The organism is Pseudomonas macauensis (assembly GCF_047902425.1).
Taxonomy (GTDB): Bacteria; Pseudomonadota; Gammaproteobacteria; order Pseudomonadales; family Pseudomonadaceae; genus Pseudomonas.
Genome location: NZ_CP138377.1, coordinates 4,562,706 through 4,580,009 on the forward strand (window position 1 = coordinate 4,562,706; position 17,304 = coordinate 4,580,009).

Annotated in this window: 16 protein-coding genes; 3 read left to right on the forward strand and 13 right to left on the reverse strand. The window is 66.8% G+C overall.

Annotated features, from left to right (window positions below; all coding sequences use genetic code 11):
- Positions 1-2 precede the first annotated feature (2 nt).
- The 6 genes from SD196_RS20845 to SD196_RS20870 are packed head-to-tail and all read right to left on the reverse strand — an operon-like array spanning position 3 to position 7,315.
- Positions 3-1,010, reverse strand: a complete 1,008-nt coding sequence (locus SD196_RS20845) for a chemotaxis response regulator protein-glutamate methylesterase (protein ID WP_343572262.1) — start codon at positions 1,008-1,010, stop codon at positions 3-5.
- The gene (locus tag SD196_RS20850; protein WP_275608285.1) at positions 1,010-3,286 is read right to left on the reverse strand and encodes a hybrid sensor histidine kinase/response regulator; all 2,277 of its coding nucleotides are present in this window, start codon (positions 3,284-3,286) and stop codon (positions 1,010-1,012) included. The genes SD196_RS20845 and SD196_RS20850 overlap by 1 nt, the downstream gene beginning before the upstream one ends.
- Positions 3,283-3,969, reverse strand: a complete 687-nt coding sequence (locus tag SD196_RS20855; RefSeq protein ID WP_416310616.1) for a chemotaxis protein CheW — start codon at positions 3,967-3,969, stop codon at positions 3,283-3,285. The genes SD196_RS20850 and SD196_RS20855 overlap by 4 nt, the downstream gene beginning before the upstream one ends.
- Positions 3,962-5,215, reverse strand: a complete 1,254-nt coding sequence (locus SD196_RS20860; RefSeq protein WP_416310617.1) for a CheR family methyltransferase — start codon at positions 5,213-5,215, stop codon at positions 3,962-3,964. Before SD196_RS20860 ends, SD196_RS20855 begins: the two co-directional genes overlap by 8 nt.
- Entirely contained in the window at positions 5,212-5,721 is a 510-nt protein-coding gene (locus SD196_RS20865) for a chemotaxis protein CheW (protein WP_416310618.1), read from the reverse strand. Before SD196_RS20865 ends, SD196_RS20860 begins: the two co-directional genes overlap by 4 nt.
- A complete protein-coding gene (locus tag SD196_RS20870; RefSeq protein WP_275608289.1) occupies positions 5,696-7,315 on the reverse strand; it encodes a methyl-accepting chemotaxis protein in 1,620 nt (539 codons plus the stop codon). The genes SD196_RS20865 and SD196_RS20870 overlap by 26 nt, the downstream gene beginning before the upstream one ends.
- Before the next feature lie 190 nt (positions 7,316-7,505).
- On the opposite strand from SD196_RS20870, the gene SD196_RS20875 reads away from it, so the two are divergent.
- Both SD196_RS20875 and SD196_RS20880 read left to right on the forward strand, forming a co-directional pair.
- On the forward strand, positions 7,506-7,943 hold the full coding sequence (locus SD196_RS20875; RefSeq protein WP_275608290.1) for a YqaA family protein: 438 nt from the start codon (positions 7,506-7,508) through the stop codon (positions 7,941-7,943).
- A 92-nt stretch (positions 7,944-8,035) separates the two neighbouring features.
- Positions 8,036-8,428 (forward strand): hypothetical protein, encoded by a 393-nt coding sequence (locus SD196_RS20880; protein ID WP_343572253.1) that lies wholly within the window; start codon positions 8,036-8,038, stop codon positions 8,426-8,428.
- Positions 8,429-9,016: 588 nt separating this feature from the next.
- Here SD196_RS20880 and SD196_RS20885 read toward each other — a convergent pair.
- From SD196_RS20885 to SD196_RS20895, 3 genes are all read right to left on the reverse strand, one after another.
- Positions 9,017-9,301, reverse strand: coding sequence for a hypothetical protein (locus tag SD196_RS20885; RefSeq protein ID WP_275608292.1), 285 nt, complete (start codon positions 9,299-9,301; stop codon positions 9,017-9,019).
- 148 nt (positions 9,302-9,449) lie between these two features.
- Positions 9,450-11,072, reverse strand: a complete 1,623-nt coding sequence (locus SD196_RS20890; protein WP_343572250.1) for an MFS transporter — start codon at positions 11,070-11,072, stop codon at positions 9,450-9,452.
- Between the two features lie 183 nt (positions 11,073-11,255).
- Positions 11,256-12,920 (reverse strand): GMC family oxidoreductase, encoded by a 1,665-nt coding sequence (locus SD196_RS20895; protein WP_343572248.1) that lies wholly within the window; start codon positions 12,918-12,920, stop codon positions 11,256-11,258.
- Positions 12,921-13,041: 121 nt separating this feature from the next.
- On the opposite strand from SD196_RS20895, the gene SD196_RS20900 reads away from it, so the two are divergent.
- Entirely contained in the window at positions 13,042-13,947 is a 906-nt protein-coding gene (locus SD196_RS20900) for a LysR family transcriptional regulator (RefSeq protein WP_275608295.1), read from the forward strand.
- A 199-nt stretch (positions 13,948-14,146) separates the two neighbouring features.
- Here the strand turns inward: SD196_RS20900 and SD196_RS20905 are convergent, their stop codons facing one another.
- The 4 genes from SD196_RS20905 to SD196_RS20920 form a co-directional block, all read right to left on the reverse strand.
- On the reverse strand, positions 14,147-14,692 hold the full coding sequence (locus SD196_RS20905; protein ID WP_331316787.1) for a DUF4256 domain-containing protein: 546 nt from the start codon (positions 14,690-14,692) through the stop codon (positions 14,147-14,149).
- Positions 14,693-14,868: 176 nt separating this feature from the next.
- Positions 14,869-15,351, reverse strand: a complete 483-nt coding sequence (gene eco / locus SD196_RS20910) for a serine protease inhibitor ecotin (protein ID WP_331316785.1) — start codon at positions 15,349-15,351, stop codon at positions 14,869-14,871.
- 109 nt (positions 15,352-15,460) lie between these two features.
- Entirely contained in the window at positions 15,461-16,234 is a 774-nt protein-coding gene (locus SD196_RS20915) for a tellurite resistance TerB family protein (RefSeq protein ID WP_275608298.1), read from the reverse strand.
- Positions 16,235-16,431: 197 nt separating this feature from the next.
- Entirely contained in the window at positions 16,432-17,148 is a 717-nt protein-coding gene (locus tag SD196_RS20920) for a tellurite resistance TerB family protein (protein WP_275608299.1), read from the reverse strand.
- Positions 17,149-17,304 lie beyond the last annotated feature (156 nt).

Consider the following 17,304-nt stretch of genomic DNA (forward strand, 5'->3'; position numbering starts at 1 on the left):
TCCTAGCCGCAGACGTCGGCGAGACGGCGAGCGATGTCGCCCAGCGCACGTATCTCCACGGCGGCGCCGATCGCCGCTGCGGCCTTTGGCATGCCGTAGACGGCACTGCTGCCCTGATCCTGGGCCAGGGTGAAGAAGCCACGCTCGCGCATGTGCTTGAGTCCTTCGGCACCGTCGCGGCCCATGCCGGTGAGCAGCACGCCAACGGCGTCGCCACCCCAGTTCTCCACCACGCTGTCGAAGAACACGTCGATGGACGGACGGTAGATATGGCTGCTCGGTTCGGCGGTGTAGGCCAGCTCGCCGCTGCCCAGCAGACGGATATGGTGATTGGTGCCGGCCAGCAGCACGCAGCCGGGCTGCGGCGGCTCGCCCTGGCGGGCCAGGCGCACCGGGATGCGTGACTGGGTCGAAAGCCACTCGGCCATGCCGGCGGCGAACACTTCATCGACGTGCTGCACGACGACCACGGCGGCGGGAAAGCTCGCCGGCAACTGGCTGAACAGTTCGGCCAGCGCCGCCGGCCCGCCGGCAGAGGAGCCGATGGCTACCAGCTTGCGCGCGCCGCCACCCTTGCGCAGCGGCTCGATGGTGGTGGTCGGACGGGTATCGCGCGGCGCATTCAGCCAGACAAGGTTCTGCAGCTTGCGCAGCAGCGGACGGGCCGCCTCCTGGGCATCGCCGGTGCCGATGGCCGGGGTGTTCACCGCGTCCACCGCGCCATGGCCCATGGCGTCGAACACCCGGGTCATGTTCTGTTCCAGGTCGACGGTGACCACGATGATCGCGCAGGGGCTCTGGGCCATGATCCGGCGGGTGGCCTCGACGCCGTCCATCACCGGCATCAGCAGGTCCATCAGCACCACATCGGGCTTCTGCGCGGCGCACATCTCGATGGCTTCCGCGCCATTGGAGGCGACCCAGATCACCCGGTGCGCCGGCTCGAACGCCAGCGCGCGGCGCATCGCCTCCACCGCCAGGGGCATATCGTTGACGATCCCTATCCGCACTATGCACCTCCGATCAGGTCGACCACCGCATCCAGCAGGGCCTCGTCGTGGAAGCTGGCCTTGGCCAGATAATAGTCGGCGCCGGCGTCGAGCCCGCGCCGCCGGTCTTCTTCGCGGTCCTTGTAGGAGACCACCATCACCGGCAGCGACTGCAGGCGATTGTCGCGGCGAATCAGGGTCACCAGCTCGATACCGTCCATGCGCGGCATGTCGATGTCGGTGATGACCAGGTCGAAATGCTCCGAACGCAGCGCGTTCCAGCCGTCCATGCCATCCACCGCCACCGCTACATCGTAGCCGCGACCGAGCAGCAGCTTGCGCTCCAGCTCACGCACGGTGAGCGAGTCGTCCACCACCAGCACACGCTTGCGCGCCGCGCCGCTCAGGCGGCTGCTGGAATCGATGCGTTCCAGGCGACCGGTGGCCAGCAGCTTCTCCACCGAACGCAGCATGTCCTCGACATCGAGGATCAGCACCGGCGTGCCGTCGTCCAGCAGGGCGCCGGCGGAAACATCCTGCACCTTGCCCAGGCGCGGGTCGAGCGGCACCACCACCAGGGTCCGCTCGCCGATGAAACGCTCCACCGCCACGCCGTAGGCCATGTCGCGCTCGCGAATCACCACCACGGCGATCTCGTCGTCGCTGGCGGTCCCCTCGGGACGCTGGAGCAACTGACTGGCCGCGACCAGGCCCAGGTGCCGGCCCTCGTGCCAGAACTGCTGGCGGCCTTCGAGCTGGACGATCTCGTCCGGCGCCAAGCGGCGCATGCGCTCGATGTGCGCCAGCGGGAAGGCATAGGCCTCGCCGCCGATGGTCACCACCAGGCTGCGCACCACGGACAGCGTCAGCGGCACTTCCAGGTGGAAGCGCGCGCCCTGCCCGCTCACCTGCTCCATGCGGATGCCGCCGCGCAGCTGGCGCACCATGTGCTGAACGGCGTCCAGGCCGACGCCACGGCCGGAGACCTCGGTGACCTGCTCGCGCATGCTGAAGCCGGGCAGGAACAGGAAGGTCAGCAGCTCGTCCTCGGTCAGCCGCGCCACGGTCTCCTCGGTGGACAGTTGGCGGCGGATGATGGCCGTGCGCAGGCGATCGAGATCCACGCCCGCGCCGTCGTCGTGCAGCTCCAGGACCAGCATTCCGGCGTGGTGCCGGGCCAGCAGCTGGATGGTCCCCTCCTCCGGCTTGCCGGCCTGGCGGCGCGCCTCGGGGGATTCGATGCCGTGATCGACGGCATTGCGCAGCAGGTGAGTAAGCGGCGCTTCGAGCTTCTCCAGCACCTCGCGGTCGACCTGGGTGGAAACGCCCTGCACCTCGAGGCGCACGCTCTTGCCCAGCGAGCGGCCGAGGTCGCGGACCATCCGGGTCTGCCCGCTGAGCACATCGGAGAAGGGCCGCATGCGGCAGGCCAGCGCGGTGTCGTAGAGCGACTGGGCGCGCTGGCCTGCCTTGAAGCTGAATTCGTCGAGCTCGGCGATCTGTTCGCTGAGCAGTTGCTGGCACTCGCCGACCAACCTCCGCGCGTCGGCCAGGTAAGCCTGGGCCTCGGGATCGAGATTGGCGCCGCCGACGGCATCGCGGGCGCCGTCGAGCACGCGACTGGCGCTGGCCTGCACGCGCTTCAGGCGCTGCAGCGAGTCGAGCAGCGGCTTCAGCCGCTGGGATTCCACCAGCGCCTTGCTGGAATAGTCGAGCAGTTGGTTGAGACGTTCAGCGGTGACCCGCAGGACGCGGTCGCCTACCTCATCACTGTCACTGGAGCGGCGACGCGGCGCCGGCTCGACAGCAACTTCGGGCTCGGCCGGCGGCACCGACGCCGCCGCTTCCACGGGCGCAGGCTCTGGAGGCGGAACGGGAGCTGTGGCGCGTACCGGGACCTCCCCGCTCACCAGCGCCTGCAGGCGCTCCACCATGGCCGGGACCTGCTGCTGAGCCCGCTCGGCGCGGTCGGCCTGGGCGTCGGCGATGTGCAGCAGGATATCGGTGCCGGCCAGCAGCGCATCGATGTGTTCCGGCGCCAGCAACAGGCGACCCTCCTGGGCGCCGACCAGGCAGTCTTCCATCACATGGGCGACCTGCACGCCGGCATCCAGCCCGACGATCCGCGCCGCGCCCTTGAGCGAATGGGCGGCGCGCATGCAGGCTTCCAGCTGGTCGGCCTGGGTCGGGTTACGCTCCAGCGCCAGCAGGCCCTGATTGAGCACCTGCGTCTGGGCCTCCGCCTCCAGGCGGAACAGCTCCAGCATCGAGGCATCCTTCATCTGGTCCGGCGTCATGCGAGGCTCCGGGTGGCGGCTTCGAGCAACGCCTCGGGGTCGAGCAGGCGGACACTGCGTCCACTCCACTGCAACACACCGTGGGTGAAGCGATCATTGGCGGCCAGCGACTGCCCGGAAGCGGCGACTACGGCGTCGCTGTCCAGGGTGTGAATGCCGTCCACCTCGTCCACCGGCGACAGCACCGGGCCGCTGGAGGCCGCCAGGATCAGCATGCGTGGCACCACCCGCCGGCCCTCGGTGGCGGCGGTGCGGCGGTCGAGGCCGAGCAGTTCGCCCAGCGAGATGCAGGCCACCAGGGTACCGCGCACGTTCGCCACGCCCAGCAATGCCGGCGAGCGCTGGTGCGGCAGGGAGTGCACCGCCGATTCGGAGGCGACCTCCGCCAGGGCACGGGTCGGCAGCCCCAGCCATTCATCGCCGAGACGGAAGATCAGGTAGGCACGCCCCTCCACCGGCGCCGCTTCATCGGCCTGCGGCGCCCGCGCGGCGGACTCGTCGCCCAGCGAATAGCGGTCCAGCAGGCGAATGGCGGCTGCCGCGTAGACCGGGCAGTTGCGGCAGTGGATGTGCTCGGGCAGGCGCGCGCAGGACTTGTCGCCGCGCACGCCAATACGGTTCCAGCAGTCGTCCACCGGTTCGGCGCGGGCATCCAGTTGTAGTTCGTAGTCGTGCTCAGGCATCGCGCTTCACTCCTCGCGCGGCGCGCTCCTGCAGGCGCCGGGCTCCCTCCGCGTCGCCCTGGGCGGCGAGCAGCGCGGCCAGATGCAGGAGGCTTTCCTGATGATCGGGTTGCAGGTACAGCGCCTTGCGGTAGTAGCCCTGCGCTTGCGCACCCTGCCCCTGGGCGTCGCTGAGCAGCCCCAGCCAGTAGAAAGCTTCGGCGCTGGGCCCCTGCTCCGCGAGCAACGCCTCGCAACGCTGGCGGGCCTCGGCGGTCTGCCCGGAATTGGCGAGCCGGGCGATGTCCGCCAGACCGCTGCTGGCCGGCACGGCGCGCTGGGGCGAGGTGGCAGCGGGTGGCGAGGCGTTTGGCCTGGGGTGGCGCGGGCGAGTCGACACGGCGCTGGGTCTGGGTGGCGCCGGGATGTGTTTGGGCGAGGGCGGCACGAAGGCCGGGCGCGCCGACGGCGCCGGGTTGTCCAGCGGAAAGGCGAAGGACTGCGCCACGCCCAGCGGTCGCAGCCCCTGGCGAGACAACAGGCTGGCCTCGGCGGGGCCAATGAACAGCACCCCGTCCTCGCGGGCCAGGCGGCGCAGCACGTCCACCACCCGCTCCTGGGTGACGCGGTCGAAATAGATCAGCAGGTTGCGGCAGAACACATAGTCATAGGGCGCCTCGTCGGCCAAAAGCGCAGGCGCCAGCAGGTTGCCCACGCGGAACTGCACTTTCGACCGCACCGCCTCGCTGATCTGGAAGTCACCGTTCTCGCCGGTGAAGTAGCGGTCACGGAAGCTCAGGTTGTCGCCACGGAAGGAATTGCGGCCGTAGCGGCCCTCCTCGGCGCGCTCGAGCACCGAGCGGCTGACATCCAACGCGTCGACCTGGAAGGCCGAAGGCGCCAGCCCCGCATCGAGCAGCGCCATGACCATCGAATAGGGCTCCTCGCCCGACGAACACGGCAGACTAAGCAGGCGCAAGGGGCGCGCCCCGGCCAGCTCGCAGACGCGGCGACCGGCCAGTTTGGCCAGCGCGGCGAACGACTCCGGGTAGCGGAAGAACCAGGTCTCCGGAACGATCACCGCTTCGATCAGCGCCTGCACCTCTTCGGCGGACGCCTGCAGGCATTCCCAGTAAAGCCCGACATCGCCCCCGGCAACCTTGGTGCTGCGCTGCCGTATGGCGCGGCCGATCACCGCCTCGCCGACGGACTCCGCATCCAGGCCGATGCGCTCCTTGAGCAGCTGGGCGATGCGCGGGTCGTTCATGCCGCACTCCCGGCGTCACGCAACAGACGCTCGCGCGCCTCATCGGTCAGCAACTGGTCGACTCGTACGCACTGCAACAGCCCCTGTTCGTCCTCCAGCACCGGACCGAGGTAACGGGCGCTGCCGTTTTCCAGTTCATAGTCGCGAAACGCCGCCGGATCGCGACGCAGGGTGTGAGTGGCCTGCTCCAGGATCAGCCCCAGGTGCTGCACGATGGCCTGCGCCTCCACGCGATAGCGCACCAGCACCAGACGCGTGCTGGTGCGCCGGGGCGCGCTGTGGCCGAAGGCGAGCTGGCTGAGGTCGAGCACCGGCAGGAGTTCGCCGCGATGGGCGTACAGCCCGGCGACCCAGGCCGGCGCCTCGGGCAGGCGCTTGAGTGCCGGCAAGGGCAGCACTTCGAGGACGTCGTGCACGTCCAGCGCATAACGGTCCGCGCCGAGGCGGAACTGCAGGTAGAGCCTGCCCGCCACCGACGCGTCAGACTTTGAAGCGGGAGACGCCATTGCGCAGTCCGTTGGCTACCAGGTTCAACTCATCGATGGCGAAGCTGGCCTGGCGCAGCGATTCCACGGTCTGTCCGGTGGCCTCGCCCAATTGCACCAGCGCCTGGTTGATCTGCTCGGCGCCAGTGGCCTGGGCCTGCATGCCTTCGTTGACCATCTGCACGCGCGGCGCCAGCGCCTGCACCTGCTGGATGATCTGCGACAGTTGCTCGCCGACCTGGCCGACTTCGGCGATGCCGCGGCGCACTTCCTCGGAGAACTTGTCCATGCCCATCACGCCGGCGGACACGGCGGACTGGATTTCACGCACCATCTGCTCGATGTCGTAGGTGGCTACGGCGGTCTGGTCGGCCAGGCGGCGCACTTCGGTGGCCACCACGGCGAAACCACGGCCGTACTCGCCGGCCTTCTCCGCCTCGATGGCGGCGTTGAGCGAGAGCAGGTTGGTCTGGTCGGCCACCTTGACGATGGTGGTGACCACCTGGTTGATGTTGCCGGCGCGCTCGTTGAGGATCGCAAGCTTGGCGTTGACCAGCTCGGCGGCGCCCATCACGTGGTGCATGGTCTCTTCCATGCGCGCCAGGCCCAACTGGCCGGAGCCGGCCAGGGTGGAAGTCTGTTCGGCAGCCGAGGACACCTCGGTCATGGTGCGCACCAGGTCGCGCGAGGTGGCGGCGATTTCCCGCGAGGTGGCGCCGATCTCGGTGGTGGTGGCGGCCGTCTCGGTGGCGGTGGCCTGTTGCTGCTTGGAGGTGGCGGCGATCTCGGTCACCGAGGTGGTGACCTGGATGGCCGAGCGCTGGGCCTGCGCCACCAGCGACTTGAGTTCCTCGGCCATGCCGTTGAAGCCGGTTTCGATCACGCCGAACTCGTCGTTGCGCTCCAGCGCCAGGCGAGTGGTCAGGTCACCGCCCCCCATCGAACCCAGCCCGCGTACGACCTGACGCACCGGTTCGGTGATGGCGCGCATCAGCAGGAGGCCGCAGATACCAGCCACGACGATGGCCAGCAGCAACGACACCAGCATGATGAGCTTGGCCCGCTGCACTTCGACGACGATTTTATCAGCCGCCGCATCGGCGATCCGCTTGTTCAGGTCGATCAGTTCGTTGAGCGTCTTGCGTCCCGCATCCCAGGCCGGGTCCAGCTTCTCCAGAATCATCTTGCGTGCCGCGGCGCGGTCATCGCCGTACGTATTCAGCACCTCGGTCAGAAGCGTTTCATAGCTCTGTGCCTCCTGCTTGAAGCGTCCCAGCATCTGGCGGTCGTCATCCTCATGGATGGTCACTTCGTACCTGGCGATGCGCTCGAACAGCACATCATGGTTGGAGGAGAACGCCTGGCGGTCCGTTGCGTCGAGCGGCTTGTCATCGTTCAGGCCGACCAGCATGTGCACCATCAGGATGCTGTCGGTCCAGGCCGAACGCACGGTGGTAAGGGCGTAGGTGCCCGGCATGGCGTCCTCGCTGACCCGCTTCGTACTGTCTTCGACGTCCAGCAGGCGGATATAGGAGATCACCACCATCAGCAGCATGATCGCGATGACGACAGCAAAGCTGGCCAGGATGCGTTGGCGTAGAGTCCAGTTCTTCACAGCGTTCCCCAGAAATGGTCGAGACATGCCGATGGAAGTGCACTCGAAAGAGCTTAGGCCCGCAAATGCAAATTCCTACTAATTCCTCAGCAAGATAAGACATATAGTATCTGGAGACGCATAAAGCTCACCTCCTTATTCCAAATTTTCAGCACATTTTTCCGCCCTGCAAGGTCGCCCCACTTCCCCCATGCTGTCCCTCGCCCTGGCCGCCCATGCCGGCCTGTTCCTCTCGGCCTTCGGCGCCGCCACCCTGCTGCCCCTGCAATCGGAAGCCGTGCTGGTGGGCCTGCTGCTTGGCGGGCAGTACCCGCTCTGGTCGCTGCTGCTGGCCGCAAGCCTCGGCAACGTGCTCGGCTCGCTGGTCAACTGGTTGCTGGGGCGCGGCATCGAGCGCTGGCACGACAAGCGCTGGTTCCCGGTCAGCCGGCAAGCGCTGGAAAAGGCCCAGGTGCGCTACCAGCGCTTTGGTTGCTGGTCGTTGCTGCTGAGCTGGGCGCCGCTGATCGGTGATCCGCTGACCCTGATCGCCGGGGTGATGCGCGAACCGCTCTGGCGTTTCCTGCTGCTGGTGACCCTGGCCAAGGTGGGCCGCTACGCCGTGCTGGCGTGGCTGACGCTGGGCTGAACGACGGGGTGGCGCGATTTGTCGTCTAACCAGGGAATTTTTCCTACGCTGATGTATCCAATGGCCATCATGGAACGCCACGGGGTGGATAGATGAAGGTATTGAAATTGTCGGCCGTACTGGCTGCCGCTGCGCTGTTGAGCGCCTGCGGCGGCGGTAACCAGGCCAAGGTCTGCGGGTCGGACGATGTGAAGAACCAGTTGGTGAAGATCTTCCTCAGTGGTTCGCTGTCCAGTCAGGCCGACGCCCTGACGAAGGCCGAGCTGAAGGACGTGGCGATCATCGAGAAGGACCCGGACAGCGGCGTGCTGGAATGCGTCGGCACGCTGTCGGTGCCGGTGGTTGGGCAGGTAGCGTCCGGCACCCTGAAATACCGCATCGCCCCGGCGGCCAAGTCGGATCACGATTATCTGCTGCTGTTGGCCGATGGCGATCTGGCCAATGCCTTCGCCAAGCGTATCGAGGGCATGATCCCGCGGCAGTGAGGGTCATCCACAGCCAGTAAAAAACCGGCCCATGTGGCCGGTTTTTTATTGGGCGCGTTTTGTCGATGCGTCGAGGACAGAGCCCGCAATTGCGCGGGCGTACGACGCCGGTGTTCACCAGGGGACACCGAGTCATCCGCGATGGATTTCGCGGACAAGGTCCGCTCCTACGAAGAGCACTCCCGCTCTGGCTCTGGCTCTGGCTATTGAGGATTTCCAGCGAAGTATCCGCGCACTCCGGAGCGCCCCTTCAGGAGGCCGAGTGGAATCGGAGTTTCAGGGGTTGAGCGGCATGGATGCCGCGAGAGCGTCGTTGGGCCATGGATGGCCCGTCGACGCGGGCCCCTGAAACTTCGATGGAGCGAGGGGAGTCCCGCGAAGCGGGACCCGGATGATGGGGCAGAGACTTTTGCCCACTTTGGGTCGTTTGCCAAAGTGGGTCGCCCGAGGGGGCGAAACAAAATCTCTCAGCACACGCCGAAGCGGCGCAGAAACACCCAACTCAGAAGAGCATCGCGGACAGAGTCCGCTCCTACGGGAGCCGTGCCGGGCCTGACCGGTATGCCCCCCAAGGCCCCCGTTGAGGACTCAGAACCCTTCCAGATCGATCAACTCTCCCTCGAACGTCAGCCAACCGCCCTGTTCGTTCGCCGCGCCATCGCGGATTTCGCCGTAGTAGGACAACCCGTTGTCCAGCGTCACGCAGACATGGGTGGGCTCCTCCGGCGCATCCAGCTGGCCGTCGAAGCTCAGCTTGATGATGCCCGGCTCCGGCGCGCTCAGGCTGGCCGGCACACGCGCGTTGTCCACCGCCTCGGTTTCACGCCCCCAGTGCTCGGCGCTGACGGTAACGGTGAGTAATGCCTGGCTCATGTTCGCTGGATCTCCGCAAAGGTCCCCGGCGCAACGCGCACCGGGCAATGCGGCAAGGGTATTCCAGCGGCGCCGCCCAGGCGAGCCCGGATCGCGCCGAATGAACACGAAGGGAGCCCGCAGGCGCCCTTCGTGAAAAGCTCACCGATCAATCGGCATGGATGTCGTTGTGGCGCGTCTCGCGCAGGAACAGCAGTGCGCAGACCAGGCTCACGGCAGCAATCAGCACCGGGTACCACAGGCCGTAGAAGATATCCCCGGTGTACACCACCAGCGCGAACGACAGGGTCGGCAGCAGGCCGCCGAACCAGCCATTGCCGATGTGGTAAGGCAGCGACAGCGAGGTGTAGCGGATGCGGGTCGGGAACAGCTCCACCATCAGCGCCGCCAGCGGGCCGTAGCAGAGGCAGGAGATCAGCACCAGCGCCACCAGGATGGTGATCACCATGCCCTTGTTGACCATCGACGAATCCGCCTTGGCCGGGTAGCCAGCCTCCTTCACCGCAGCGCTCAGGGCGGCGGCGTCGAAGCCTTCGATGCGTTTCTCGCCCACCGTCACCACCACGCCGCTACCGGCCGGCGCGGCCTCGCTGCTGTAGGGCACACCGCTCTTCACCAGCAGCGTCTTCACCTGGTCGCAGGGGCTGTCGAATTTGGCCTTGCCCACCGGGTCGAACTGGAAAGTGCAGGTCGCCGGGTCTGCCATCACGGTGATCGGCGCCGTGCGCGAGGCCTGGTCGATCTGCGGGTTGGCGTAATGGGTCAGCGCCTGGAACAGCGGGAAGTAGCCCACCGCCGCCAGCGCCAGGCCCGCCAGCAGCACCGGCTTGCGGCCGATCTTGTCGGACAGCCAGCCGGCCACCACGAAGAACGGCGCGCCGATCACCAGGGCGACGATCAGCAGTTCGTTGGCCAGGGCGCCGTCCACCTTCAGCACCTGGGTGAGGAAGAACAGCACATAGAACTGCGCGGTGTAGAAGGTCACCGCCTGCCCGGCGTTGATGCTGAACAGCGCGGTAAGGACGATGCGCAGATTCTTCCAGTTGGTGAAGGACTCCTTGAGCGGCGATTTGCTGGTCTTGCCCTCGGCCTTCATCTTCAGGAACGCCGGAGACTCCTGCATCGACAGGCGAATCCAGGTGGAAATGCCCAGCAGCACGATCGACAGCAGGAACGGCAGGCGCCAGCCCCAGGTTTCGAACTCATCGCCGGTCAGTTGGCGGCAGGTAAGGATCACCAGCAGCGACAACAGCAGGCCGCCGGTGGCGGTGGACTGGATCCAGCTGGTGTAGCTGCCGCGCTTGTTGGCCGGGGCGTGCTCGGCCACGTAGATCGCCGCGCCGCCGTATTCGCCGCCCAGCGCCAGGCCCTGGAGCATGCGCAGCGCGATGAGGATGATCGGCGCGGCCACGCCGATGGTGGCGTAGGACGGCAGCAGGCCGACGGCGAAGGTCGACAGGCCCATCAGCAGGATGGTGGCGAGGAAGGTGTACTTGCGCCCGATCATGTCGCCCAGGCGACCGAACACCAGCGCCCCGAAGGGCCGGACCAGGAAGCCGGCGGCGAAGGCCAGCAGGGCGAAGATGAAGGCGGTGGTGTCGTTCACCCCGGCGAAGAACTGCTTGCTGATGACCGCCGCCAGCGCGCCGTAGAGGAAGAAGTCGTACCACTCGAACACCGTGCCGAGCGACGAGGCGAAGATCACCTTGCGCTCTTCGCGGCGGGACGACACATGCCGCTCGTATGAACTGGATTGCGCTACATCGGTCATTGCGGGCTCTCCTGCCCCTTCAGGGGCTCTTATTGTTGTTTCGGCCACGACTGCCGCGGTTTTCACACCGCGCGATAGCGTTTCGGCGTTGCTCCTTGTAGGAGCGCTTGCTCGCGAACCGCCTGACACCTCGGCGGCAGGGAGCGGAGTTTCACGTCACAGCAGTGGGCGACGGGATCGCCGTCACGCCACGGGAGCTTGTTGCTGCGCTTGCGCACTAGAGGGGATGACCTCCGGGTTGCGCGCGGGTTCGCTCAAAATCATCTGCGCCGCCTTCTCGGCGATCACCAGCACCGGCGAACAGCTGTTGCCGGAGGTCAGGCTGGGCATGATCGAGGCGTCGGCGATGCGCAGGCCGGGAATGCCGTGCACCCGCAGCTGGCTGTCCACCACCGCCCCCGCACCCTGTCCCATGCGACAGGTGCCGGCGGGGTGGAAGATGGTGGTGCCGATCTCGGCGGCGGCGCGATGCAGGTCTTCCTCGCTCTGGTAATCCGGGCCGGGCTTGAACTCCACCGGGTTGAAGCGCGCCAGCGCGGGCGCCGCGGCGATGCGCCGGGTCAGGCGGATGGCGTCGGCGGCCACCCGCAGGTCTTCCGGGTGGCTCAGGTAATTGGGCTGGATGATCGGCTTGTCGCGCGGGTCGAGCGAGCGCAGCGTCACCGAGCCCCGGCTCAGCGGCCGCAGGTCGCAGACCGACGCGGTGAACGCTGGGAAGCTGTGCAGCGGCTCGCCGAAGCGTTCCAGGGAGAGCGGCTGCACGTGGTATTCGAGGTTGGCCGAGCGCTGGCCCGGGTCGGACTTGGCGAAGGCGCCGAGCTGGCTGGGCGCCATGGACAGCGGGCCGCTGCGCTTGAACAGGTACTCCAGGCCCATGCCCATCTTGCCCCACAGCGTCGAGGCGATCTGATTCAGCGAAGGCGCGCCGCTCATGCGGTAGATCAGGCGCAGTTGCAGGTGATCCTGCAAGTTGCCGCCGACGCCGGACAGCTCATGGCGCACGCCGATGCCGTGCTTCTCCAGCAGGTCGCGCGGGCCGATGCCGGAGCGTTGCAGCAGTACCGGCGAGTTGATCGCGCCCGCGCAGAGGATCACTTCGCGCCTGGCCCGCAGCTCGCGGCGCGCACCCTGCCAGTTCACCTCCAGCCCGGTGGCGCGGCCGTTCTCCAGCAGCACGCGGAGGGCCTCGACGTGGGTCAGCACGGTGAGATTCGGACGGTTGGCGATAGGTCGCAGGAACGCTTTCGACGCATTCCAGCGCACGCCGCTGCGCTGGTTCACCTGGAAGTAGCCGCAGCCTTCGTTGTCGCCGCCGTTGAAGTCCTCCACCGACGGAATACCCGACTGCGCCGCCGCCTCGCGGAAGGCATCGAGGATCGCCCAGGACAGCCGCTGCTTCTCCACCCGCCATTCGCCGCCAGAGCCATGCAGTTCGCTGGTACCTGCGAAGTGGTCCTCCATCTTCATGAACAGCGGCAGCAGGTCGTTCCAGCCCCAGCCGGGATTGCCCTCGGCGGCCCAGCCGTCGTAATCCAGCGCCTGGCCGCGCATGTAGATCATGCCGTTGATCGAGGAGCAGCCGCCGAGCGTGCGCCCACGGGGGTACTTGATGGCGCGGCCGTTCAGGCCCGGCACCTGCTCGGTGTCGAAACACCAGTCGGTGCGAGGGTTGCCGATGCAGTAGAGGTAACCGACGGGTATATGAATCCAGGGATAGTTGTCCGGGCCGCCGGCTTCGAGCAGCAGCACGCGGTTGGCAGGGTCGGCGGACAGACGATTGGCCAGCAGGCAACCGGAGGGGCCCGCACCGACGATCAGGTAGTCATACGCATCCAGTGCCTGAGGCATGGAAAGTCCCTCGTCGTGCTTGTTCTTTTTGTATGAGGACCGAGCCTAGTCGTTCGTTCCTGATAAAAGAACAATCGTTTTGAGTCAGCTATTGTTTGTTTTCTAACAACGAGAGCCACCCATGTTCGACTGGAATGACCTGCGCTACTTCCTGGAGCTGCACCGCAGCGGCCGCCTGCTGACCACCGCCAAGCGCTTGGGCACCACCCACGCCACCGTGGCGCGGCATATCGAGAACATCGAGCGCGACCTCGGCACCCAGCTCTTCGCCCAGCACACCGGCGGCTACCAGCTCACCCCCGCCGGGCAGGCGCTGCTCAAGCACGCCGAGGCCATGGAGAACACCGCCCTGCTCGCCCAGGAGGAGATGAGCCAGGCCATCTCGCCGCTGGGGCAGATCCGCATCGGCGTCACCGAAGGCCTGGGCACCATGTTCCTCGCCCCGCGCATGGGCGAACTGATGCGCCGCTACCCGGGGCTGGAAGTGGAACTGGTCTCGGTGCCGCGCTTCGTCAGCATCACCAACCGCGAGGCGGACATCGCCATCACCCTGGAGCGCCCCAGCGCCGACCTGGTCATCAGCCGCCGTCTCACCCGCTACCGCCTGAGCCTGTTCGCCAGCCCCGCCTACCTCGCCTCCGCCCCACCCCTGCGCGACCGCGAGGACCTGAGCCGGCATCCCTGGATCGGCTACGTCGACGACCTGCTGTTCAGCCAGGAACTGCTGTTCCACCACAGCTTCTGCCGCCACCCGCAGGTGGTGTTCCGCAGCACCAGCGTTGTCGCCCAGCAACAGGCCGCCCAGGCCGGCATCGGTATCGCCATCCTTCCCCAGTACATGGGCCTGCACGACCCGCTGCTGGTGCCGGTGCTGCCGGAGGAATTCATCGAACGGGAATACTGGATGTGCACGCGGCGGGAGCTGCACCGGTCGGTGCGGCTGAGATTGGTGTGGGATTTTCTGCTCGAACTGTGCGAACGCGAACAACAGGTACTGGTCGGCGGCCAAAGCGCATCGCCAACGTAGGGCGTACAACCGTTCGCGGTTGTACGCCGATACACCGCTGCTGAACGACAGCTTCAAGATCGAGTCCGGAGCGCTCTGCAACCAAGGTCAATCGGCGGATAACGTCAGCTGGGCGAGGTGCTCTTGATCTCGTAGGTGCATCCCGTGCGGAGATTGCTGTCGCGGTTTGCGGGCCCGCCCTGACAAAGAGCAAACGACGTCAGACCCGCAACACACCACGGAACCCACGCGCGGCGTAATAGGACTGCGCGCCGTTGTGGTAGACGAACACGGTGTCGTAGCGGCGGTCGCAGAACAGCGAGCCACCGAGCTTGCGAATGGCCGGCGGGGTCTGCACCCAGCTGGAGGTCTTGAGGTCGAACTCGCCGAGCTTCTGCAGTTCGCGATACTGCGCTTCGCTGAGCAGCGAGATGCCCATGGCCTCGGCCTGCTCCACAGCGCTACCGGTGGGCTTGTTCTCTTTCCTGGCGTCCAGCGCCTCGCGATCGAAGCAGAGGCTGCGGCGGCCGGCGGGGCTCTCCGGGGAGCAGTCGACGAAGAGGTATTCGCCGGTGGCCTCGTCCTGGCCGACCACGTCCGGTTCGCCGCCGGTGTTCTCCATTTCCTGCAGCGAACGCAGTTTCTCCGGGCTGGACTCCAGGCGGGTCTGCACCTGGGCCCAGTCGATGCCTGGGTGGCGGTTTGCGTGTTTTTCGAAGCGTGCTTGCAGCAGGCTCACCAGGTCGGTGCGTTGTTTGGCGTTCATCGGGGTCTCCATTCGAGCAGCCAGTCCTTCGAGGGGTCGGCTCAGCGTAGCGGCAATGCTCGTTCGGCGCCTTCTCAGGAGACGGGGCGGCGCCGGGTGCTTGCTCGCGAACGTGTCAGGCTTTGGGGCCGACGAGGCGTTTGTTCGCGAGCAAGCTCGCTCCTACAGGAGACGGGTTACTCGGCGCGGGCGTGCTGGACCTTCTCGGACGCCGACCAGATGCGATAGCGCACTTCCACATCCTTCGGCGCATAGACCACGATCGGCAGCTTGCTGTTGTAGCGCAGCACGAAGCCGTCGCCGACCACCGGCACGAAGTCCTTGCGGGTCTTGCCGTCCGGGCAGGCCATCATCGTGCTGGCGGGGCCACTGACCTTGTCCAGGCGGTAGTAGGAGTAGCCCCAGCCTTCCAGGGTCTTCTCTTCCAGGGTGCCGCCCAGGCGCTGGCGGTTGCAGTCGACAGTCAGCGTCTTGCCGGCCAGGATCTCGACCTTGAAGTCTTCTTCGTGGGTCTGCTTGGGCAGGTGGATGACCTGGCGGACGAAACCGTCCTCGGCCTTGGGATAGGGCGCGACGTCTTCGAGCTTGGCCGCATGGGCCAGGGTGGCGGTGGCGCTGAGCAGCAGCGCAGTGGGGAGGGTGAATCGAATGAACGGCATGAAGCCTCCTTGCAGAATTGAAGAACGAACGCACCGCACGGGTGCGTTCGTCGAAGCGCTCTGACCCTCAAACTGTACGAATGCTCCTACAGCTTTGCCCTGAGTTGTATCAAGCTACTTCGCCACCAGCCTTCGCCTGCTGCTCCAGATGCGCCTGCAGCTCGGGATCGAGGTTGAGGTTGTAGGCGAGTTCGTCGAGGTAGGTACGTTCGGCGTCCTGCTGGTCGTCCACCAACATCACGCTGACCAGGTACATCTCCGCGGCCACGGCGGGATCACCCTGGGCGGCCTGGGCGACTTCGGCGGCATCCAGCGGCTTGCGCATCTCGGCGTCGATCCACGCCTGCAGTTGCGGCTCGCCGGCATGGCGCTGCAACTCGGCCTGGATGGCGGCCTGTTCGCGTTCGTCGATGCGGCCGTCCGCCTTGGCCGCCGCCAGCATGGCCTGCAGGATGGCGTGGCTGTGGGCTTCGGCCTCCGGACCTTCGAGCTGGTCGACGGTGGTCAGCGACGACTGCTGCGCGGCGTTGGCGCTCTGCTGGCGTTGCCAGTTCTGGTAGGCCTGGAAGGCCATCATGCCCAGCGAGGCGAGCATGGCGTAGTTGACGCCACCAGCGCTGGAGCGGCCTTGCGGCATACCACCGCCACCGCTGCCGCCGCCGAGCATGCTGCCCAGTACGCTACCCAGGCCGCCAAGACCACCCGCGCCACCGCTGCTACCGCTGCCGAGGATCGAACCCAGGCCACCGCTGGCGCCGCCACCCAGCAGCCCGCCGAGCAGACCGCCCAGACCACCCAGCGGGTCCGCGCCGCCCTGTTGCTGTTGCGCCGCCGAGCCCTGTCCGGCCCGCAGCAGTTGTTCCAGTAGATCGGTTGTGTTCATGACAAGTCCCTCGCCTTCGCGCGGTGTGCGTTGGGCAACGATAGTCCTGCCACACCGATGCGCCAGCGCTCTCCGCCGGCCGGCCCGCTGTGGTCGGGACGCCCGGCGACGGAGCCTATCGGGCCGACGCGCTCAATACCGGAGCCAGGCGTCCCGGCGCGAGCCATTGCGGGCGATTGCGAGGGGGATCACGCCTTTCATGCCGGCACGGCTTGCAGGGCTTTGCTCGCCTGGGCTTCCAGCTCGACCTTGAGGCCGGCGTCGAGGCTCAGTTGGCGGGCCAGTTCGTCGAGGTAGGCGCGCTCCATGAAATTGGTCTCGTCGACCATCAGCAGGCTCGCGAGATACATCTCGGCGGCCATTTCCTCGCTGGTAGCGGCGCGAGCGACCTCGGCCGGGTCGAGCGGCTTGGCCAGTTCGCGGTCGAGCCAGCCCTGCAGCTCAACGTCGCCGGTGAGCTTGGCGATTTCGCCATCGATCAGCTGGCGTTCGCGATCATCGATATGTCCGTCGGCCTTGGCGGCGGCAACGATGGCCCGCAGGATCGCGTGGCTGTGCTGTTCGGCCTGGGCCGGCGGCAGGCGATCGACGGTCTGCGGTTCGCCGCGCGGGGCGCTGGCCTGCTTCTGTTGCCAGTCACCGTAGGCCTTGTAGGCGAGCACGCCGAGTGCCGCGAGACCGCCGTAGGTGACGACCTTGCCGCCGATCTTGCGCGCCTTCTTGCTGCCCATCAGCAGGCCCAACGCGCCCGCCGCCAGAGCGCCACCACCGGCGCCGGAGAGCAGACTGCCGAGGTCCAGGCCGCCCTTGCCGGATGAAGAGGGCTGGCCACTGTCCTGCCGGGCAACGCCCTTGTTCTGCAGGAGGTCCTGGCCGGATTTGAGCAACTGGTCGAGCAGGCCGCGTGTGTTCATGGCGATCTCCACTGTCTCTTGGAATCGGAAAATGTGGATTCCGACTCTAGCCCGACGGGCGATTCAGACGGAGTGACAGTGTGCTTCCGGATATTGCGGGCCTTTTCCCTGCGGACCCGCAGTGCGATAAGCGGCTTTCCTTCGATAAAAAAGAAT